The 20,979-nt window shown below is 36.0% G+C and carries 17 protein-coding genes; 7 read left to right on the top strand and 10 right to left on the bottom strand.

The genetic code is table 11. From position 1 onward, the window contains the following. The 5 genes from KORDIASMS9_RS04855 to KORDIASMS9_RS04835 form a co-directional block, all read right to left on the bottom strand. Positions 1-2,766: a PD-(D/E)XK nuclease family protein gene (locus tag KORDIASMS9_RS04855; RefSeq protein WP_114901762.1), complete on the bottom strand. Its 2,766-nt coding sequence runs from the start codon at positions 2,764-2,766 to the stop codon at positions 1-3. A gap of 66 nt (positions 2,767-2,832) precedes the next feature. Continuing rightward, complete coding sequence (locus KORDIASMS9_RS04850; protein WP_114901761.1) at positions 2,833-4,203, bottom strand: OmpA family protein; 1,371 nt, start codon at positions 4,201-4,203, stop codon at positions 2,833-2,835. Between the two features lie 120 nt (positions 4,204-4,323). Continuing rightward, positions 4,324-5,517: a glycine C-acetyltransferase gene (kbl, locus tag KORDIASMS9_RS04845; RefSeq protein ID WP_114901760.1), complete on the bottom strand. Its 1,194-nt coding sequence runs from the start codon at positions 5,515-5,517 to the stop codon at positions 4,324-4,326. 126 nt (positions 5,518-5,643) lie between these two features. Beyond that, positions 5,644-8,790, bottom strand: a complete 3,147-nt coding sequence (locus KORDIASMS9_RS04840; protein WP_114901759.1) for an exodeoxyribonuclease V subunit beta — start codon at positions 8,788-8,790, stop codon at positions 5,644-5,646. Between the two features lie 111 nt (positions 8,791-8,901). Beyond that, positions 8,902-9,216, bottom strand: coding sequence for a hypothetical protein (locus KORDIASMS9_RS04835; protein ID WP_114901758.1), 315 nt, complete (start codon positions 9,214-9,216; stop codon positions 8,902-8,904). A gap of 334 nt (positions 9,217-9,550) precedes the next feature. Here KORDIASMS9_RS04835 and KORDIASMS9_RS04830 point away from each other — a divergent pair, with 334 nt between their 5' ends. After that, positions 9,551-10,159 carry a superoxide dismutase gene (locus KORDIASMS9_RS04830; RefSeq protein WP_114901757.1) on the top strand — a complete coding sequence of 203 codons (609 nt, stop codon included), beginning with the start codon at positions 9,551-9,553 and terminating at the stop codon, positions 10,157-10,159. 748 nt (positions 10,160-10,907) lie between these two features. On the opposite strand, the gene KORDIASMS9_RS04825 is transcribed toward KORDIASMS9_RS04830, so the two are convergent. The 5 genes from KORDIASMS9_RS04825 to purN all read right to left on the bottom strand — a co-directional run bounded on the left by KORDIASMS9_RS04825 (position 10,908) and on the right by purN (position 15,605). Next, positions 10,908-12,806: an amidophosphoribosyltransferase gene (locus KORDIASMS9_RS04825; protein ID WP_114901756.1), complete on the bottom strand. Its 1,899-nt coding sequence runs from the start codon at positions 12,804-12,806 to the stop codon at positions 10,908-10,910. A gap of 72 nt (positions 12,807-12,878) precedes the next feature. After that, positions 12,879-13,805 carry a PfkB family carbohydrate kinase gene (locus KORDIASMS9_RS04820; RefSeq protein ID WP_114901755.1) on the bottom strand — a complete coding sequence of 309 codons (927 nt, stop codon included), beginning with the start codon at positions 13,803-13,805 and terminating at the stop codon, positions 12,879-12,881. Between the two features lie 101 nt (positions 13,806-13,906). Beyond that, positions 13,907-14,497: an START domain-containing protein gene (locus tag KORDIASMS9_RS04815; protein ID WP_114901754.1), complete on the bottom strand. Its 591-nt coding sequence runs from the start codon at positions 14,495-14,497 to the stop codon at positions 13,907-13,909. 59 nt (positions 14,498-14,556) lie between these two features. After that, positions 14,557-15,033 carry a ribonuclease HI gene (gene rnhA, locus KORDIASMS9_RS04810; protein WP_114901753.1) on the bottom strand — a complete coding sequence of 159 codons (477 nt, stop codon included), beginning with the start codon at positions 15,031-15,033 and terminating at the stop codon, positions 14,557-14,559. Positions 15,034-15,035: 2 nt separating this feature from the next. Next, entirely contained in the window at positions 15,036-15,605 is a 570-nt protein-coding gene (gene purN, locus KORDIASMS9_RS04805; RefSeq protein ID WP_114901752.1) for a phosphoribosylglycinamide formyltransferase, read from the bottom strand. A 187-nt stretch (positions 15,606-15,792) separates the two neighbouring features. On the opposite strand from purN, the gene KORDIASMS9_RS04800 reads away from it, so the two are divergent. The 6 genes from KORDIASMS9_RS04800 to KORDIASMS9_RS04775 all read left to right on the top strand — a co-directional run bounded on the left by KORDIASMS9_RS04800 (position 15,793) and on the right by KORDIASMS9_RS04775 (position 20,958). After that, complete coding sequence (locus tag KORDIASMS9_RS04800; protein WP_114901751.1) at positions 15,793-16,029, top strand: acyl carrier protein; 237 nt, start codon at positions 15,793-15,795, stop codon at positions 16,027-16,029. A gap of 107 nt (positions 16,030-16,136) precedes the next feature. Further along, on the top strand, positions 16,137-17,387 hold the full coding sequence (gene fabF / locus KORDIASMS9_RS04795; protein ID WP_114901750.1) for a beta-ketoacyl-ACP synthase II: 1,251 nt from the start codon (positions 16,137-16,139) through the stop codon (positions 17,385-17,387). A gap of 3 nt (positions 17,388-17,390) precedes the next feature. Beyond that, complete coding sequence (gene rnc / locus KORDIASMS9_RS04790; protein WP_114901749.1) at positions 17,391-18,125, top strand: ribonuclease III; 735 nt, start codon at positions 17,391-17,393, stop codon at positions 18,123-18,125. Between the two features lie 184 nt (positions 18,126-18,309). Further along, entirely contained in the window at positions 18,310-18,795 is a 486-nt protein-coding gene (locus KORDIASMS9_RS04785; protein WP_114901748.1) for an IPExxxVDY family protein, read from the top strand. After that, entirely contained in the window at positions 18,795-20,225 is a 1,431-nt protein-coding gene (gene pyk, locus KORDIASMS9_RS04780) for a pyruvate kinase (RefSeq protein ID WP_114901747.1), read from the top strand. Before KORDIASMS9_RS04785 ends, pyk begins: the two co-directional genes overlap by 1 nt. 115 nt (positions 20,226-20,340) lie before the next feature. Continuing rightward, the gene (locus KORDIASMS9_RS04775) at positions 20,341-20,958 is read left to right on the top strand and encodes a hypothetical protein (RefSeq protein ID WP_114901746.1); all 618 of its coding nucleotides are present in this window, start codon (positions 20,341-20,343) and stop codon (positions 20,956-20,958) included. The last annotated feature ends 21 nt before the right edge of the window (positions 20,959-20,979 follow it).

Genomic DNA, 20,979 nt, shown 5'->3' with positions numbered 1-20,979 from the left:
TTACACTTCTTTTTCGGTGAATGGAATGTCTATGTTACAAATTTCGAGAATGAGCTGTTTTAGCTCCACTAAAAAAACATCTAAGGTTTCTGTAGTCACTGCTTGATTTTTGGTGCGTGCTCTTGAAGATTCTTTCGTGCCAAATTTTAAAAATCCGCTTTGTAAATTTTTAAACGATATAATGCCTGCTTCGGTTTCTGGCTGTAATCCTTGTTCATGCTGCATCATATACGCGTACGCCAACACTTGAAAGCTTTTGCTAAATTTATAATCTTGTGTGAGCAAATCCCAATCGACAATTTCTACATCGCCTTGCATTACTTTTCCCGTTTTATAGTCTATAATACGCATGACGCCGTCCAATTCGTCTACACGATCCACTTTTCCGCCAATAAATACAGGAAAATCTAGTTCCGGAATTTCTACTTTTGCTTTTAAGGTTTGTTCTATTTGAAGAATTCGCAGTGTTTTTCCACTTTTCAAGGTTTGCAATTCTTGCTGTAAAAAGTTAGTCACATAGCGTTTGGCAACATTAAAAATGATGAGGTTTTTTCCCCGGTGAATGTTGCCTTCTCCATAGGTTTTCTTAAAATTTCTCACCACCAATTCTTCTACATTGCCAAACATCGCTTTGATGTCGTTGGTCGTGACAATTTTGCCTTCAAATGGTTTATACAATAACTCTAAGGTATCGTGTACAACCGTTCCAAGCGTGTTTGCAGCAACCGTTTCTTCTACTGCTTCATACTCGTTGATGCCCAATATTTTTTGGTAATAAAAATCGATCGGATTTCGAATGTAGGAAGTCAACGCAGAAGGTGAAAATCCTTTGTTGGCTATATCTTTTAGGCGATCAATGACAGATGTTTCTTTTTGTACCACTTGCGGTGCATGTTCAATTTTAGGCATTTTCGGAATCACTACATTCTGCGTTAAAGTGTGATTTGGCATGTTGTACGTTTCCAATTGCATTAAAAAACGACTGCGTTCGCCACCACCAAGTCCTTCAGCTTCTGTGTTGTAGAGTAAATATACATTTTCCGCTCTGTGCAATAATCGATAGAAATGATAGGTGTAAATGGCGTCTTTTTCTTTATATGTTGGCAGGTTGAACTGTTTTTTCAAGTCAAACGGAATGAACGAATTGTTGCTTTTCCCAGAAGGCAAAATGCCTTCGTTTACTGAGGAAAGAATCACGGTTTTAAAATCGAGTACACGTGTTTCTAACATGCCCATTAATTGCAATCCCTGGAGTGGTTCGCCTTTAAAATCGAGTGTTTCTGTGCTGATAATTTCTTTGTATAACGCCAATAAAGATTTAATATCTGAGATGTAATTGTGTTGTTTGGTCAACAATTGCAATTGATTGAAGACTTCATTGAAACGATACAAATATTCTAGTGAGAGTAAATGTTGTTCTCGATCTTCGATCAATATTGCCTTTAAATAACGAATTAATTTTATACAATTTTGAATGGCAACTTTTGGTTTGTCATTCCAATAGGTAAACAAAAGCTGTGCAATTTCTTGAAGTGCCTTTGGAAAACGTGCTACAATATTTTCTGTAGCTACATAAATGATATTGTTCGATTGAATATACTCAATAATTTCTGCGGCTATATTTTTGTCTTTTTGTTGAAAAAGTGGTCGTAAATTTGTGTCCGACAGCACATTGATGATATTTTTATAGTAAAACGTATCGTTTCTTTGATGTTCTTGCAGCAGATATAAATTGTTGAACGTTGTGGCGAGTGGAATGTCTTTTAGCGGAAATCCCATTGTAATATTGAGCCGTTCTATGGCTTGTGGAAGCGAATTTAAACACGGAATTAATAATTGTTCATCACCCAAAACCACTGCGACATCTTGCAACGTTTCATCTTCTCTTTGTAAGGTTTGAAGAATTTCTCCAATGTATTTGGCTTGGGTAATATTTTTAGGAACCCCAATAATTTCAATATTTTTCTTGGCTGAAAAGTTATCTGCAACCCACGAAAAGTCATGTTTTTCAAAATAATTCCATTCGTAGCGATGGCGGCGCAAAAACAAACTTGCATCGTGTTCAGGATCGTCAAAGAAAACATGATCTGTATCCCATAAAATTTCTGCCAAACCGACTTCTAAAAACTCTTGAATAATTTTTTCTTCGGCAGTATTTAAAGCGTTGAATCCAATGAAGTAATGTTTTTTCTTTTCATTTTTTTGCAGATAAAATTCCAAACTATCTACGGCTTCTCTGTATACCAATCCTTGATAGGCAATTCCTTTTTGCGTTATTTTTTCAGTAAGTGCATCGTAATATTGCTCTAATTTATCCCAAAACTTCAAATAATTATTCATCAAATCGCTCGGTTCCTTATCTGGCGACCATTGTTGAATGCGTTGCACGGCGCTTAAATAGTTGAAAATTTCTTTATGCGAAATGAGATAGCGATCAATTTCATTAAAGTCTTGCAATAATATTTGTGCCCATTTGGAAAAAGAATCAAACGGTTCTTGTGCATCTTTTGGGGTTAACTCCTTGTAAATGGTATAAAATTCGAATAGTAGTTCGGTATTGCTCACGGAAGTATAGCCAGAAATTTGTTCTACTAATTCTTCAATACTGAGAATATCAGGTGCAAAAGACGTTTGTTGAATTTGCTGAGAAAGTTCGTGTTTTAAGAAGACACCAGCTCTTTTACTTGGTAACACCAACGTAAGATTGCTAATATCGGTGTTTGCTTCTAAAATGTAGTGAACAACATGTGAAAGAAATGACTTCATGTTGTAAAAATAAAAAAACGCCTCGATATATCGAGGCGTTTTTTATAATGTTATTGAGATCTTAAATTAGTTTTTCAATTTAATCTCTACTCTTCTGTTTTGTGCTCTACCTTTTCTTGTTCTGTTAGATGCAATTGGCTCAGCTTCACCATATCCTTTAGCAGTAAAGCTATTAGATAATTTTGATTCTAAGTATTTCTTAACAGCATTAGCTCTCTTTTCAGATAACTTTTGGTTTAAAGAATCAGATCCTACACTGTCAGTGTGTCCACCGATTTCGAATGATTCTTTAGGGAAACCTTTGATTAACTCAACGATTTTGTCTAAAATAGCATACGTTTCAGCTTTGAAAGAATCTTTACCAGAGTTGAAGTATACTGTTCTAGCTAAGTTACCTAACTCAGTAATTTCAGTTACAGTCATTCTTGGAATTGGAGGACATCCGTCGTTCTCAGCAACACCAGCTACTTCTGGACATCTGTCATCTTTGTCTAATACTCCGTCACCGTCTTTATCAGTCCATGGGCATCCTTTGTTTGCAGATGGTCCAGCTTCCGTTGGGCAGTTATCTTTTTTGTCAGTGATTCCGTCACCATCAGTATCAGGACATCCGTTCATTGCAGCAGAACCTGCTACTTCTGGACAGTCATCTTTACCATCAGCAATTCCGTCACCATCAGTATCAGGACATCCGTTTAATGCAGCTAAACCAGCTGTATCAGGACAGTCATCTTTACTATCTTCAATTCCGTCACCGTCAGTATCAGGACATCCGTTGAATTCTGGTAAACCTTTTACGTCTGGACAAGCATCATCTTTGTCAAAAATTCCATCATCATCAGTATCTTTTCCACCAAACTTGATAGCGATACCTGCAAGGTGTTGGAAGTGAGGAGCTAAATAGTCCTCAAAAGAGTGCTTATATGTTGTTTGTACATTTAATGCAATGTTTTCGTTGAACCAGTAGTTGATACCTAAACCTCCGTTTACAGTACCTGCTCCGATATCATCAACCCAAGCATAACCACCACCAACTTCTACATAAGGATCAAATTTTCCTAAGTCATAAAGTTCATTAAGGTTGTACTTGATTAATGCATCAAATGAGTAATACGTTAAATCTTCTACTCGTTGAGATCCAAACTTTTCAATTCTATTAACAGAACCTCTTACTCCTACAGAAAATCCGTCTCCAACATATTTAGAAACGCTGATTGCTGAAAGTGTTGGTAGGATATTCCAGTGGTCTCCTAAATTGAAGTATTCGTCGAACCACTTTCCTGTAACTCCTGCCGCTTCCATATCGTTTGTTGGATAGAAATCAACAGCATTAACGCTAATGTTAATCTGCCACGGGTTATTTGAGTCTTGAGCTTTTACGTTGCTGAATCCTACTACAAGCAACAAAGCAACTAAAAATCTGCTAAGATGTTTCATGTTTAATTATTTAATTTTAAGTGTTAATTAAAGGACAAATGTAAGTTGTTAATACTTATTAACAAAGACAAATATATTAATTTTTTTAGAATCCTTTAAGAAATATTAAGATTTAAACTTTTAAATGACGTTTAATTCTTTTCCAATCTCAGTAAATGCGGCAATTGCTTTGTCTAAATGTTCTTTAGTATGTGCCGCTGATAGCTGTACACGGATTCTTGCTTTTTCCTTAGGAACTACGGGGTAAAAGAACCCAATTACATAAATTCCTTTTTCTAATAATTTGTCTGCCATAATTTGAGACAATTTCGCATCATACAGCATTACAGGTACAATAGCAGAGTCGCCATCTACAATATCAAACCCCGCATTTTTAATACCTTTTTTAAAATATGCAGTATTGTCCATGAGTTTGTCACGCAAGGTAGTATCGGTATCCAACATTTCAAATACCTTGATTGACGCACCTACAATAGCTGGTGCCAACGAGTTTGAAAATAAATACGGTCTTGAGCGTTGACGCAATATTTCAATGATTTCTTTTTTTCCAGTGGTATATCCGCCCATGGCACCGCCCATCGCTTTTCCAAGTGTTCCCGTAATGATGTCAATTTTGCCCATTACATTTTTTTCTTCTAAGGTTCCGCGACCAGTTTCTCCAATAAAACCAGTAGCATGACATTCATCAATCATCACCATGGCATCGTATTTTTCCGCCATAGCGACAATTTCATCGAGTGGAGCTACCAAACCGTCCATAGAAAATACACCATCTGTTACGACGATTTTAAAACGTGCGCCATCCGCATTGGCTTGTTGCAATTGCTTTTCTAAATCGGTCATGTCGTTATTTTGATAGCGATAACGCGCCGCTTTACACAAACGCACACCATCAATAATAGAGGCGTGATTGAGCGAATCGGAAATAATGGCATCTTCTTTCGTTAATAATGGTTCAAAAACACCGCCATTGGCATCAAATGCAGCTGCATACAAGATGGTATCTTCTGTACCGTAATAGTCTGCAATTTTTTGCTCTAATGTTTTGTGAATATCCTGCGTTCCACAGATAAATCGTACTGAAGACATTCCAAACCCGTGCGTATCCATCGTATCTTTTGCTGCCTGAATTACCTCTGGATGCGAAGACAATCCCAAATAGTTATTCGCACAAAAATTAATCACAGTTTCTCCAGTATTAATCGTAATTTCTGCGCCTTGAGCGGACGTAATAATACGCTCTTTTTTATACAATCCGGCGTCTTTTATTTCTTGAAGTTCTTTTTGTAAGTGTTGTTGAATGCTTCCGTACATGGTTCTTTAGATTTTTACAAAAATAGTAACGATTTTTGAAGTAACCATAGCATCTTTTGAATTTACCGCAATACAACACCCTTTTTTACATGATTTTTTATGATAAATTCAAAATAAAGGGCAATATTACACATACTTCACAATAATTTCTTCGTTGATGTACAACAGTATTTTTTTGGTGACCGAAAAGCCCATTTCCGCCAACGTATCGCCGTATTCGTATATTTTTTCGACGTAAAACGGATCGTGTTTGCCCGTTTTGTAATCAATAATGATGGTTTCGTTATTCGGATTCACTACAATTCTATCGGGACGCAGAATTTTTCCAGCTTTTGAAATGATGTCTTTTTCGTTGTACACCGTATTATCTTGGTGAAAATAGGGTTCAATTTCCACATGATTTACCACCAAACTGATACTTTCCTCCAATTTTTCACGTTGTTGCGCGTCAATAATTCCTTTACTTATATATTCATCCAACACAAACTCTAAATCCGACGGATATTTTATTTCTGCCAACACATCGTGGATCAGATTTCCTTTTTCAATTGCCGCTTCCTGCGAAGTATCCCACAATAAACCTTGTTTGGTCATTAAATGCAAGTTGTGATCTTCTTTGGCGGTGCTGATAAATTTTTCCTGTGTAATCGTGTGAATGTCTGCTATGGTGTCCGCTTCCGCGAGATTTGCCTCAGAGTCCCCAAATGTATAGGTGGAAAGTTCATCATTCCAGACTTCTTTTGTTTTCAAATAATTGATAAAAATCCCTGAAAAGGTTTGCAAACGCTCATTTCCTTTACTATCTATATCTTTTTTGGTGATGATGTGCAATTGTTGTTCAGGTCGCGTACAGGCAACGTACAGAATGTTAAAATTATCCAACTCCAATTCCGATCGGCGTGCGTTGTACAAGCTTTCGCCCAATTCGCCATATTCTTTTATGCTGCTGTTTAGGTTTAAATACGCTTCTTCAAAACCATTAAAATCGGCTGCGTTGATAGGATACCAAAGTTTCGGTTCTATTTCTTTGTAAATATCGGTGTTGGCAAATGGGAAGATTACCACAGGAAATTCCAAGCCTTTTGCTTTGTGAATCGTCATAATTTGCACTGCATTTTCCGAACCAGAAGCCATAATACTGATATGATCTTTTTTCTTTTCCCAATGCTCTAAGAAACCAGCAAAACCGAGTTGTTTTTTCTGTGTGTATTCCAATACAAAATCTAAGAAAAACTGAAGATACGCGTCAGATTCGTACGTAAGTTGAAACGCGCGAATGCAATATTCCACGGCTTCATACAACGATAATTGCAAGAAATAAGTAAAGTCAAACGTAAAGTCCTGCAACGCTTCAAATAGTTTTTCTGGTTCTAAACCAACATGTTTTTTAAGGAATTGATGTTTTTGAGGAAGCTGTAATTTTTCAGTTGCCAAATAGTTTAATAAATGCAATTTGACTTCATTGTTTTTGGGTTGAATTGCCAATTTTAAAACATCATTGATAAATTGCACTTCCTGCGAACGTTTGATGAGTAAGGTTTCTGAGGAAATAATAGGAATTTCATGAGCAGATAAGGCGTCAGCTACGGCAATTCCTTCACTTTTTCGGCGTGTGAGTACACAAATATCTCTATGTTGAAAACCTTTTTGAAGTACTTCTTGAATTTTAGTCACTACTTTTTTAGGAATGATTTCAAATTCTTCCTCTACTGTTTTGGCTTCGATAAAATCGAAAGAAATCAATCCGCCTTTTTTGTCATTTGTAAGCTGTGTAGCACCAATTTTATAAAGGTCTCTAAATTCTTCTTGTTGAAAAAATGAAGCAACATGTTGAAAGAAATCATTGTTAAAATTGATAATTTCATCATAACTGCGATAGTTTCTAGGCAAGTTTTGCGGATCTTTTTCCACAAAAAACGGATTCACATCTTTGTTCAATCCAATAAATTGTTCGGCTTTTCCGCCGCGCCAACGGTAAATAGATTGTTTGGCATCACCCACAATCGTCAACGAACCACTTTTGGCACCTGTCGCTTCCGTTTGAAGCTTGTTAGCAATCAACGGAATTAAGTTTTGCCATTGCATTTCGGACGTATCTTGAAATTCGTCAATGAAATAGTGTTTGTATTTTTCGCCCAAACGCTCGTAAATAAACGGCGCAGGTTCATCTTTGATGGTTTCGCTAATTAAAGTGTTAAATTCGGAAATTAATAGTAAATTTTGCTCTTCTTTAATGATTTCTAGCTCATGTTGAATGGCGTTTAAGACAGAAAGTGGCGTTACGTTTTTATAGAAATTTTTTAGAAACAACAACAGCATTACAATTTCTTTACTTTCAATAAAAGCTGCGATCAGTTTTGGTTGAATGGTGTCAATTGCATCCGCATTTGCGGTATTTTCTTCGCGTTTTGGGTACAATGTTTCGTTTTGAAGCAACTTTTCTTGCCAACTACTTCCAAAAGTTACTTTAAAATTGCCTTGTGCCAATTTTTGAAAATGCTTCGGGACATAACCGCCAGAAAAACTTTTAAAGTCCAAGTTGTGTTCATTAATCGTCGCTAAAATGTCTTCGCCAATGTGTACAATGGCTTTTTCAGCATCTTGAATTTTAGATTTTAATAAACTTTTCAACGCACTAAAATCTTCCAGCGTTTTGTCTTTTAGCTTACGCAGATGTGGCTTTTCGTTTTCGTTCAACAATAATTTGGCAATCTTATTCAAATCGAACGCAATGTCCCAACTTTTGTCGTCATCGGCTTTTTCAAGTGCATATTCGATTAATACTTCTGAAATCAATTTGTCTTCACCTGCTTTTGAAATCAATTGATCTACGGCTTCATTGAGCAAGGCATCCGTGTCCAATTCTACTTCAAAATTCAAGGGAAGTTTCAAATCGTATGCAAACGTTCTAATGACACTGTGCGTAAATTTATCAATCGTAGCGACTTCAAAAAACGCATAATTGTGCAAAATACTTTTTAGGACTTCTTTCGCTTTTTGTTGCAACTGCGCTGGATGCAATTTTAAATCTGACGTCAAGTCTACAAACATTGGCGAATTTTTCGCAGTTTCATCAAACGCAAATGCATTTAAGTTTTCAATAATTCGCGCTTTCATTTCAGCCACTGCTTTATTTGTAAATGTAACGGCTAAAATTTGCTTGTACGCTTCTTTCTGAACAGAAGAAAGTAAAATGCGCAAATAGTCTTTGACGAGTGTATAGGTTTTTCCCGATCCCGCGGAAGCGTTGTAAATGATGAAAGGTGTAGACACAGAAGGTTTTTTAACTAAAACAAAGATAGTTTAAATTATAAAGTAGTGAAAAAAACAAAAAGTCCAGCTTCCAAATGAAGCCAGACTTTCTAAATTTGTACGATTTTTTTCTTAGCAAACGTATCCTGGACATGAAATTCCGCCAGAAGGATTGCAATCATTCGTTCCACAATTATTTGTGCCGCAGTTGTTGGTTGCGCAATTATTTACGGTGCAATTTGCAAACGTAACTTCATTACAGTTTGTGTAGTTTGTACAATTCACCGTAAGATCACAACCTGGCAAACAAGTTTCTACAACAGAAAGATCAATAGGCTCACAAATATATTTATAACTTCCCAAACCTCCGACAACTCCATCTTTATTAAAGTTGGATACTTGTGTTTTCTTGAATTGTAATTTCTTAATTAGATTCTTTTTTTTCATGATTTAAAATATTTATAGTTAATGATTTATTTACAGGTTTTCAGTAGGTTAGGCTGAAACCCTTTTATAAAATAACGAAAATATTCTAAAAAGCGGATGCTTCAATTTACAGTATTTTACTATAAAATAGGTACGTATATTAAAAAATGAAGCGTTGTAATTGTTTTAAGCTATCAGAAAATTAAGATTGTTGCTTGTCGAAAAGATTCTTATAGAATAGATTAACTTTATGTGAATATTATCATAATCTTTTTTCGTGACTTCATTTTGTCGACTGTTATGATTAAATTTGTAAACATAAAAACTAATGTTTAACTAAATAAAAGAAGATATAATGGCTTTTGAATTACCAAAATTACCATACGCATACGATGCTTTAGAACCAAATATTGATGCTAGAACAATGGAAATCCACCATTCTAAACATCATAATGGATATACAAACAAGTTAAATGCTGCTATTGAAGGAACAGATTTAGAAGGAAAATCTATCGAAGATATTTTAACAAACTTAGACATGAGCAATGCAGGAGTTCGTAACAATGGAGGTGGATTTTATAATCACAGCCTTTTTTGGGAAGTAATGAATCCAGAAGGTCGTGGATACCTTTCAGGAGAATTAAAAGACGCGATTGAAGCTGAATTTGGTTCTAAAGATGCTTTTATAGAAGCATTTAGCAAAGCGGCAGCAACTCAGTTTGGATCTGGTTGGGCATGGCTTTGTGTGCACAAAGGAGGAAAAGTTGAAGTATGTTCTACACCAAATCAAGACAATCCATTAATGCCAGGAGTTTCTTGTGGAGGAACCCCAATTTTAGGATTAGATGTTTGGGAACATGCATATTACTTAAACTACCAGAACAGACGTCCAGATTATATTAAAGCATTTTTTAATGTAATTAACTGGAATGAAGTTGAAAGACGTTATGCAGCAAGTAAATAAGAAGTAACTTTCTTTAAATTATATGAGAAGGCGAGCAGCGATGTTCGTCTTTTTTTTTGGAGTCAGGATTTTTGGAATCAAGAGTCAAGAAGTTTTCAGATGCTATTTTTGTAGTGTTTGAAATGTTATTTTTTCAAAGCAAATCTCGATACAATTTTTTCGCTGCTCTTCAAAAATCACGATTTGACGATATTGCATCACACAAAAATGAGATTCCTACCTACATTTCGACTGCGCTCAATGTGACACGCAGGAAATCGAAGATTCGACGAAGTCAATGACAAATACCTTTGAGTAAGCATCTAAAAGCGTTTACACTGAGCTTGTCGAAGTGAAGCGATCTTATATTTCACAACAAAACATAAAAAAAGGTGGAATAAACCACCTTTTTTTGCCCCAAATCTTACCATGAACTTAACCTACTTATGCTATGGCATTGCTAATGTAAGTAGACTCGTTAAAACAGCACTAATAAATCAGACCAAATACCTCTTTTTTAGACTAAGTGTATGATTTAACTTTTATTTAAGAAATTACGAATGACTCTAGTAAATTTCCTACAAAAATAATTTCGTTTTTTGTTGAGTTTCAAAAACTTATACCAATTTTACTATAAGAAGCGAAGTTGCTTTGGCATTATAGAACGCTGCGAATGTTTTGCATAGCCTTAGCTACGGAAAATAGTCGCAAGGAAATAGAATGCTGAATGAACGAGCTTATTTGTTGTATTTTATAGTAGAATTGGTAATTAGTATGCGCGCTCTTTGTTTCCTTCGTAAAAGTTGATGAATGCTTTGTTCACTACACGATTTCCTCCATTGGTTGGATAATTCCCCGTAAAATACCAATCGCCTAAATTATTTGGGCAAGCTTTGTTTAAATTGGCTACTTTTTGGAAAATAACGTCTACTTCAGCATTCACAGTGTCCGTTTTGATAAGTTCACTTATTTTTTGCGATATTTCTTCATCCGTAAAAGGATCGTAAATCTCTTTTACGAAGTTTTTCACCTCAATATCTTTTAAATTTTCTTGCAGTTTGCACTTTTTGTATACTGCTTCCACCAAATCGTATTGATTGTGGTCTTTTAAAAGTGCTAAGGCGGCTCTAAAGGCAATTAAGTCTTCCATACGTGCCATGTCGATTCCATAACAATCTGGATAGCGAATTTGCGGTGCAGACGAAACCACCACAATCTTCTTTGGATGCAAACGATCCATCATTTTAATGATACTTTTCTTCAAGGTTGTTCCACGCACAATACTGTCGTCAATAATGACTAAATTATCTTCGGGTTTTATTACGCCATAGGTAACATCGTATACGTGTGCTACCAAATCATCACGACTGCTATCTTCGGTAATAAATGTACGGAGTTTTACATCTTTGATGGCAATTTTTTCCACACGCGGTCTTTCCGAAAGAATTTCACGTACTTTTTCGGCAGATAGCGAACGTTGCCCGTTTAAAATCTCTTTCGTTTTGCGCTCATTCAAATATTCTTCTACAGCTTCCGTCAGTCCAAAAAATGAAGTTTCTGCGGTATTTGGAATAAAGGAAAATACCGTATTTCTGATATCATCGCCAATAGAACTCAATACTTTTGGAAGTAGCAATTTTCCAAGCATTTTCCGCTCTTTGTAGATTTCTGCGTCGCTTCCGCGCGAAAAATAAATGCGTTCAAATGAACAGGCTTTGCGTGGTAACGGAGGTATAATTTCTTTGGTATGTGCTGTTCCATCTTTCTTGATGATCAATGCATTTCCAGGTTCAATTTCTTGTACATTTTCAAAATCTACATTGAATACGGTTTGAATCACAGGACGTTCCGACGCAACGACGACAATTTCATCATCTTTATAGTAATACGCTGGACGAATTCCCGCCGGATCACGCAATACAAACGCATCTCCATGACCTAACAATCCCGCCATCGCGTAGCCGCCATCCCAATCTTTAGAAGATTTTTTTAAGATCTTAGCAACATTCAAGCGTTCCGCAATTAACGGCGAAGCTTGCTGCTTGTTATAGCCTTCCGCTTTCAGTCTTTTGTATAATTTAGCTACTGCATCATCCAAAAAGTGACCAATTTTCTCCATAATGGTAATGGTGTCGGCTTTTTCCTTTGGATGCTGTCCGATCGTGATCAATTTTTCAAAAAGCTGATTTACATTGGTCATGTTAAAGTTTCCTGCCACGATCAAATTACGATGCATCCAGTTATTTTGTCTTAAAAACGGATGCACACTTTCAATGCTGTTTTTACCAAAAGTTCCATAACGAACATGTCCTAAAAACAATTCGCCCAAATACGGCAATTCCTTTTTTTGGCGTGCAACATTTTCGCTTAAACCAGGAGTTTCCTCCATGATATCATTAATGCGCTCATTTATCTGTGCAAAAACATCTTGTATCGGTTGTTGTTGATTGGAACGAACGCGGCTAATATAGCGTTCTCCAGGATTCATATTGAGCTTAATGCTTGCCAATCCGGCACCATCTTGCCCTCTGTTGTGTTGTTTTTCCATTAGCAAGTACATTTTATTGATGCCATAAAATGCAGTACCATATTTTTCTTTATAGTATTCTAATGGTTTTAATAGCCTTAAAAGTGCAATACCGCACTCGTGTTTCAAAGCGTCACTCATTGTCGTAGTTTGTTGTGTTGTTGTTGCTTGTTATTGTGACAAAAAAATGCGCTCAGTTTTGAGCGCATTTTTTTAGTTTACTTCTATTTCGAACTGCGTCAGTTGTTTAAACTGCTGCAAGCGACTTAAAATTTCTTCGTTTGTGAGCGATTCCATTCGTTGTGTTCCAAATTTTTCTACACAAAATGAAGCCAAGTTAGAACCATAAATGATGGCGTTTTTCATGCTTTCAAACGAAATGTCTTCATGTTTTGCGATGTATCCAGAAAAACCTCCTGCAAAGGTATCTCCTGCACCTGTTGGATCAAATACTTCTTCTAAAGGCAATGCTGGTGCAAAGAAAATATTTCCATCATTGAAAATCAACGCACCATGTTCTCCTTTTTTAATCACAACATATTTAGGGCCCATTTCATGAATTTTTTGTGCAGCTTTTACCAAAGAATATTCGCCAGATAATTGACGTGCTTCTTCATCATTAATGGTAATTACGTCTACTTTTTTGATCACGGCGAGCAAATCGTCCCAAGCGCAATCCATCCAAAAGTTCATCGTATCTAATACAATTAGTTTTGGTTTCTCTGTCATTTGATTGATCACACTCATTTGGACGCCAGGATGTAAGTTTCCTAACATCACAATTTCCGCATTTTTATAATTTTCTGGAACTACAGGATTAAAATCTGCCAATACATTGAGTTCCGTAACTAAGGTATCTCTCGAATTCATATCGTTGTGATATTTTCCACTCCAAAAGAATGTTTTTCCGCCTTTTACCACTTCTATTCCCGAAATATCAATATTTCTTGCTGCTAGCATGTCTAAGTATTCTTGCGGAAAATCTTCTCCCACTACGGATACAATAGCCGAATCTACATTAAAGTTTGCTGCAGACAATCCGATATATGTAGCTGCGCCTCCTAAGATTTTATCTGTTTTTCCAAAAGGTGTTTCAATAGCATCAAAAGCAACCGTTCCTACAATTAATAATTTGCTCATTTTATGAATTAAAATTTTTTGCAAACTTACATAAAATTTTTCCAAGAAAAATAGCTTGTTTGCGTGGATATTTTTTTTGATGGAAAGTGTATTTAAAAATACTATTCTACCAATTCTTTTAAAGCCACAAAATTATAATGTGGCGCTCGGGTAATGGTACTATTTATAAACCAGTTTGGCAAGCTTCCACCTGGATCGCCAAACATTTGATGTGTCACTTTTACAGAATCTCCAATTTGCTCTAACAGCCAATAGCCTTCAAACGTGGTGATGCGCAAATAATCGTCGTTTTCGGCATACCGTTCGGAAGCTGCTGAAATGTCAATTTTTACAACATCATCCGTAATTCTCAATATTTTTAAAGCAATCACCACATCGCGGTTGCGAACGGGCCAAGGAAGATCGAGTGCCAACCAAAGTAAATAATCGTTTTCTGAAGATTTACTCAATAATTTGCTGTCCAATGCTTTGTAATTCCAATCTTTTAGCTTGTCGCCATCCAGAATGACATTTAACACATCATTTAAGGAACTTTTAACAGTCATTTCGGCTTTAAAAAGCTTCAAACTGCTCGATTCTGTAGATTTTACATAGATTTTTACGTCGTCTTTGTCTTTTTTGAGTTTCCAATTTTTTTGTGAAAAAACGGGCGAAAAGACTAGTAAACTAAGAATAGCAATGTGAATTTTCATGTTTGATTTTGAGCATTTTAGAGTTGCAAAAATACGAATTAATCAAATGAAACCACTATTTATAGCAACTTGCGCTGCTCATTTTCGAAGAAAGTATCAATTTTAACCTTTTCTTTTTTAGAAGCTTCTACGGCTAAAAAGTCGCAACGTTCATTTTGTGGATGGTTGTTATGCCCTTTAATCCATTGAAAACGTACGATGTGTTTTCGGTAAATTTTTAAAAAACGAATCCACAAATCCGTGTTCTTTTTTCCAGAAAATCCTTTTTTCTCCCAACCAAAAACCCATTTCTTTTCAACGGAATCTACCACATATTTAGAATCGGTAAACACTTTTACATTTGTATGCATAAACTTTAATTTCTCTAAGGCTACTATGACCGCCAACAATTCCATACGATTGTTAGTCGTTTTTCGATATCCTTCCGAAAATTCTTTGTGATACGGTTTTCCAACCCATTCCATGACAATTCCATAACCGCCAGGGCCTGGATTTCCTCTAGAGGAACCATCTGTGTAAATATGTACGTCTGCCATAATTATGAATTTGTAAGCACTTGCGCAATAACTTCTGGAAAGTGTTTGTATTCGAGTTGATGAATTTTTTCTGCTAGCGTTTCGGGTGTGTCATTTTCGATAACATTTGTCTTTGCTTGGAAGATAATAGCACCTTCATCATAATTTTCATTGACAAAATGTATCGTTATACCACTTTCTTTTTCTTTATTTGCAATGACAGCAGTGTGCACGTGTTTTCCATACATGCCTTTTCCTCCATATTTTGGAAGCAAAGCAGGATGGATATTCACCACCTTATTGGGGAAAGCGGCCAGAATGTGTTTTGGAAATTTCCATAAAAACCCAGCCAGTACAATTAAGTCAATTTGAGCACTTTGCAGCAAATGAAGAACATCATCACTGCGATATAAAGCGGTTCTATTGAAGCTTAAACCACTGATTTTGTGATTTTTAGCTCGTTCTAAAACTTTGGCATGGGGATTGTTAGTCAAGATTTGAACAACGGAAGCAGTATTTTGCTCTTGAAAATATCGAATAATATTTTCAGCATTAGTTCCGGAACCTGAAGCAAAAATTGCGATGCGCTTCATACAAAGAGTGAAATTTAGTGACTGTTGTTTCGACAAAAAAAAGAATAATTATTAACAAAATGAAGGCAAAAGCAAATTACTTATCCTAAAAATTTAGTAAATTAGAACACATTTTTTGTACAAAATGTTGTTTTAAACTAAAGTTTTTTATTTTTGCCAACAATTAAATTTTAAAAACTATAAGATTATGTCAGACATTGCATCACGAGTAAAAGCGATTATCGTAGACAAATTAGGTGTAGATGAGAACGAAGTAGTTCCAGAAGGAAGCTTTACAAACGACTTAGGAGCAGATTCACTGGATACTGTTGAATTGATTATGGAATTCGAAAAAGAATTTGATATTCAAATTCCAGACGATCAAGCAGAGAACATTGCAACTGTAGGTCAAGCTATCTCTTACATTGAAGAAGCTAAAAAGTAAGGAAAGAATAAATTTTCTATATTAAAAATGACATTAGAATGCAGACTCTGCATTCTAATGTTTTATTAGAAGGAATTTCTTCTTAAATTTAAACGAACGTATCAAAGATGGAATTAAAGCGAGTTGTAGTTACAGGTTTAGGAGCACTGACTCCAATCGGAAATACCGTTGAGGAATATTGGAATGCGCTTATAGCTGGAAAAAGCGGAGCCGCGCCAGTAACACATTTTGATCCTGAAAAGTTTAAAACAAAATTCGCCTGTGAAATCAAAAATTTTGAAGTCACAGATTTTATCCACAGAAAAGAAGCAAGACGAATGGATAAGTTTTCGCAATATGCAATGGTCGCTTCTGATGAAGCTATTGTAGACGCGAAACTTGACATGGATAGCATTAACAAATTACGCGTTGGTGTGGTTTGGGGCGCAGGAATTGGAGGCTTAGAAACATTTCAAGAAGAAATGATCAACTTTGCCAACGGTGACGGAACTCCAAAATTCAATCCGTTCTTTATCCCGAAAATGATTGCAGATATTGCGCCTGGAAATATTTCCATCAAACATGGATTTATGGGGCCAAATTACACGACGGTATCTGCATGTGCATCATCAGCCAATGCGATGATTGATGCTTTAAATTATATTAGATTAGGACATTGTGATGTGATTGTCACAGGTGGAAGTGAAGCTGCTGTAACCATTGCTGGTATGGGCGGTTTCAATGCTATGCACGCCATGTCGACACGAAACGATGATCCACAAACAGCTTCCAGACCATTTGATGCCAACCGTGACGGTTTTGTATTAGGAGAAGGCGCAGGTGCCATTATTTTAGAAGAATATGAGCATGCGAAAGCCAGAGGTGCTAAAATATATGCGGAAGTCATTGGTGGCGGATTGTCATCCGATGCGTATCACATGACAGCTCCACATCCTGATGGAATTGGAGTGATTGCTGTAATGCGAAACTGTTTGGAAAATGCAGGAATGCAGCCAGAAGAAGTAGATCATATCAATACACACGGAACATCAACGCCATTAGGTGATGTAGCAGAACTGAAAGCGATTTCTGAAGTATTTGGTGATCACGCTAAAAACATAAACATCAATTCTACCAAGTCCATGACTGGACATTTATTAGGAGCAGCAGGCGCTATTGAAGCAATTGCGTCCATCCTTGCCATTGAGCATGGAACGGTGCCGCCAACAATAAATCATTCTACGGTAGATGAAAATATTGATCCGAGTTTAAACTTAACACTGAACACAGCCCAACAACGAGACGTAAAAGTCGCCATGAGCAACACATTTGGTTTCGGTGGGCACAATGCGTGTGTATTATTTAAAAAGTTAGACTAGCAGATGAATTTCGTTCGCAAAATATTAAAGTCCCGATCTGAAGTAGATGGGGATTTTTTTGTTGAACTTGAAGATATTCTCGGATTTAAAACCAAAAAAAAGAAAATATATAAGAAAGCTTTTACGCATCGTTCGATGAATCAGAAAGACTCGAAAGGGAATTCTGTAAACTACGAACGACTAGAGTTTTTAGGTGATGCTATGTTGAGCAGTGTCATCTCTGCCTATCTTTTCAACGAAGTTCCTTCAGGAAATGAAGGCTATTTGACCAAAATGCGCTCTAAAATTGTGAGTCGCGAGCATTTAAACGAATTAGGGCGTGATTTAAAGTTAATTGATTTAGTGCGATCTCGCATTCCGAAAGACAATTTTGGTGAAAACATTCACGGAAATTTATTTGAAGCTTTAATTGGTGCTATTTTCTTGGATAAAGGCTACAAATACTGCGAAAAGTTTATTCAATTGCGTGTCATTTCTCCGTATGTAGACATTGAACGTTTGGAAGGAAAAGTAATCAGCTATAAAAGTTTGCTCATTGAATGGTGCCAAAAAGAAAAGAAAAACTTCAAATACGACGTATACGAAGACACCGGAAATGACGAATTGAAACATTTTGCAGTCAAACTTTTTATTGACAATCGCGTGGCGGGAAAAGCGCGCGCTACTTCCAAAAAGAAAGCAGAAGAAAAAGCATCCAAACGTGCATTTTTTGCCTTTCAAAAACAAATTATGACCTAAAAAACACAGGTCATTTCTCACTTTTATTCCAAAATTCTAAATAACAAAGCGGTGATTTTGCGATTTCAAAAAAAGAATCATTCAGCGATAACGTTTTCGTTGCGAAATCTTTAGAAACATTACCAAAAATTAACAGCTATGTAGTCATTAAATCATATATTTACGATTGTTAAGTATAAGATTTATGGCAATTCATAAACTCTTTGAGGATGATTTTGAAGAAGATAATTACATGCTGATCGCAATTCATTGTTCAGCAGAAGATTATCGACTAGCGTATTTATTGAACAGCAATCTTAATCTAAAATTAGCACGAAAACAGGAAGATTTGGATTATAATTATATGGAAGCTTCTTTCTCAATTTACGAATGGAATGATGATGAAAACTTTGTCACTTGGAATTTGGTCGCCAATACAAGCCGCCAAGAAGTAGAACAAGTAGCAAGTGCAGGATCTTTATTTTCCAATCAACAAGGAAAAAGAACCGTTTCCAAATTCTTAATCCCAGAACGAAAAAAAGTTGATTTTTTTGTGAAAATATCAAGCGAAAATCAGGTGAAATCCCCTAAAATTATACTATCTAAAATAAATGCCGTAGCCGAAGTAATTACCGCGTATATTTTAGATGCAAATCAACTAAAATCTAAAAACAATTTAATTTTTGAGTAATGCCAAAAAGAAAAAAGACGAAAATAGTAGCGACGCTTGGCCCTGCATCAGGATCAAGAGAAACTATGAAAGAAATGATAGAGCAAGGCGTAGATGTGTTTCGCATCAACTTTTCGCATGCTAACTATGAAGACGTAACTGAACGTATTGCCATCATTAGAGAATTAAGTGAAGAATATGGTTTTAATACGTCCATACTTGCCGATTTACAAGGGCCAAAATTAAGAGTAGGCATCATGTCAGAAGATGTGATTGTAGAACCAGGCGATCACATAAAATTCTGTACAGGAGAAGAATTCAAAGGAACTTCTGAAAAAGTGTACATGAACTATCAAAACTTCCCAAGAGATGTAAAAGCGGGCGAACGCATATTATTAGACGACGGAAAACTTATTTTTGAAGTTGTAGAAACCGATGGCGTTCAAGAAGTAACTGCCAAAGTCATTCAAGGCGGACCGTTAAAGTCTAAAAAAGGAGTCAACTTGCCAAATACCAACATTTCGTTGCCAGCTTTGACAGAAAAAGATATCAATGATGCCATTTTTGCGATTAGTCAAGATGTAGATTGGATGGCACTTTCGTTTGTACGTCACAGTCAAGATTTAATGGACTTGCAAGCTATTATCAACGAACATTCGGAACATAAAATTCCAATCATTGCCAAAATAGAAAAGCCAGAAGCGGTAGAAAATATTGATAAAATTGTTGCCTATTGTGATGGTTTAATGGTTGCTCGTGGCGATTTAGGTGTAGAAGTACCTGCGCAAGAAGTACCACTAATTCAAAAGCAATTGGTATTGCGAGCTAAAAAAGCTAGAATTCCAGTAATCATTGCGACACAAATGATGGAAACTATGATTACGAGTTTAACACCAACAAGGGCTGAGGTAAATGACGTTGCCAACTCTGTGATGGATGGCGCTGATGCTGTAATGCTTTCTGGTGAAACTTCCGTTGGAAAATATCCAGTACAAGTCATTCAACAAATGACGAAAATCATCAAAAGTGTAGAAGATTCTCCGTTGATTCAAGTACCACATTCGCCACCGCACATTCGCACCAAACGATACATTACCAAATCAGTATGTTACCATGCATCGCACATGGCAAATGAAATCAAAGCAAAAGCCATTTGTACGTTGACAAATAGTGGATATACAGCGTTTCAAATCTCCGCTTGGCGACCAGCTTCACACATTTTAGTATTTACATCCAACAAAAGAATCTTAACACAATTAAGTTTACTTTGGGGCGTAAAAGCATTCTATTACGACAAATTTGTCAGTACCGATGATACCGTGGAAGATGTAAACCGAATAGCCAAAGAAAAAGGATTTGTCAAAAAAGATGACATGCTCATCAACTTAGCAGCGATGCCAATTACCGACAAAGGAATGGTAAATACCTTGCGTGTTTCGCTGATTGAATAATACCAAATCTACTGTAAAATTGGTATAATTATTCTAAAAACATAAAATACCGTATACTTTGACATTTTTTAGTGTTGAAGTATACTTTTTCATAACTCTTAGTATTGCATAAATTATGGCAGAAAATAGCGCAAATAAACCTGTAAATGACGAACAATACAACGCAAAAATAACAAAGAACCTTAAAAAAGGTGGATACGGCTGTTTAACATTCTTGGTGATAATGATGATTATTGGTTATTGTGCTGATAAAAGCATAGAAGCAGAAGAAAGTAAGGATATTCGATATCAATACTTATATGCAGACATGAAAAAAGTGAAAAATACAGTTTCTGAAGACGATCCGTTAACATTGATTGCCAAAAAATGTGTAGAATCAGGAATTTACATTGAAACTCAGGAGAAAAAGTTTTTGCAGAAAACTAAGAAAGCGAAAAAAAGACTTAACAAAAAAGCTATAAAATACTTTACCAAGCAAAATGATGGGAAGTTGTTGGTGATTTTACAAATTTCACAGTTAGAAACCGTAGAATCTTCTACTACAGATGTATTTATTGAAGCACTTTTAGGTTGCTATTCGTATGTAGAAGATGAAACAGGAATTGATGAATACTATATTGCAATTCGCTCGGGAGATAAAACGTATGACGCACATTCTCCAGAAGGGTACGACGGTTACAGTATAGATAAAATGTTACTACCTTTCTACGGTGAAAAAGTTACAGAAGAATAATTTGTTAACTATTGAACAATA

It is taken from the genome of Kordia sp. SMS9 (assembly GCF_003352465.1).
Classification (GTDB): Bacteria; Bacteroidota; Bacteroidia; order Flavobacteriales; family Flavobacteriaceae; genus Kordia.
The sequence above is the reverse complement of the archived record's forward strand: the minus strand, read 5'-3'. Positions and strand labels throughout refer to the sequence as shown.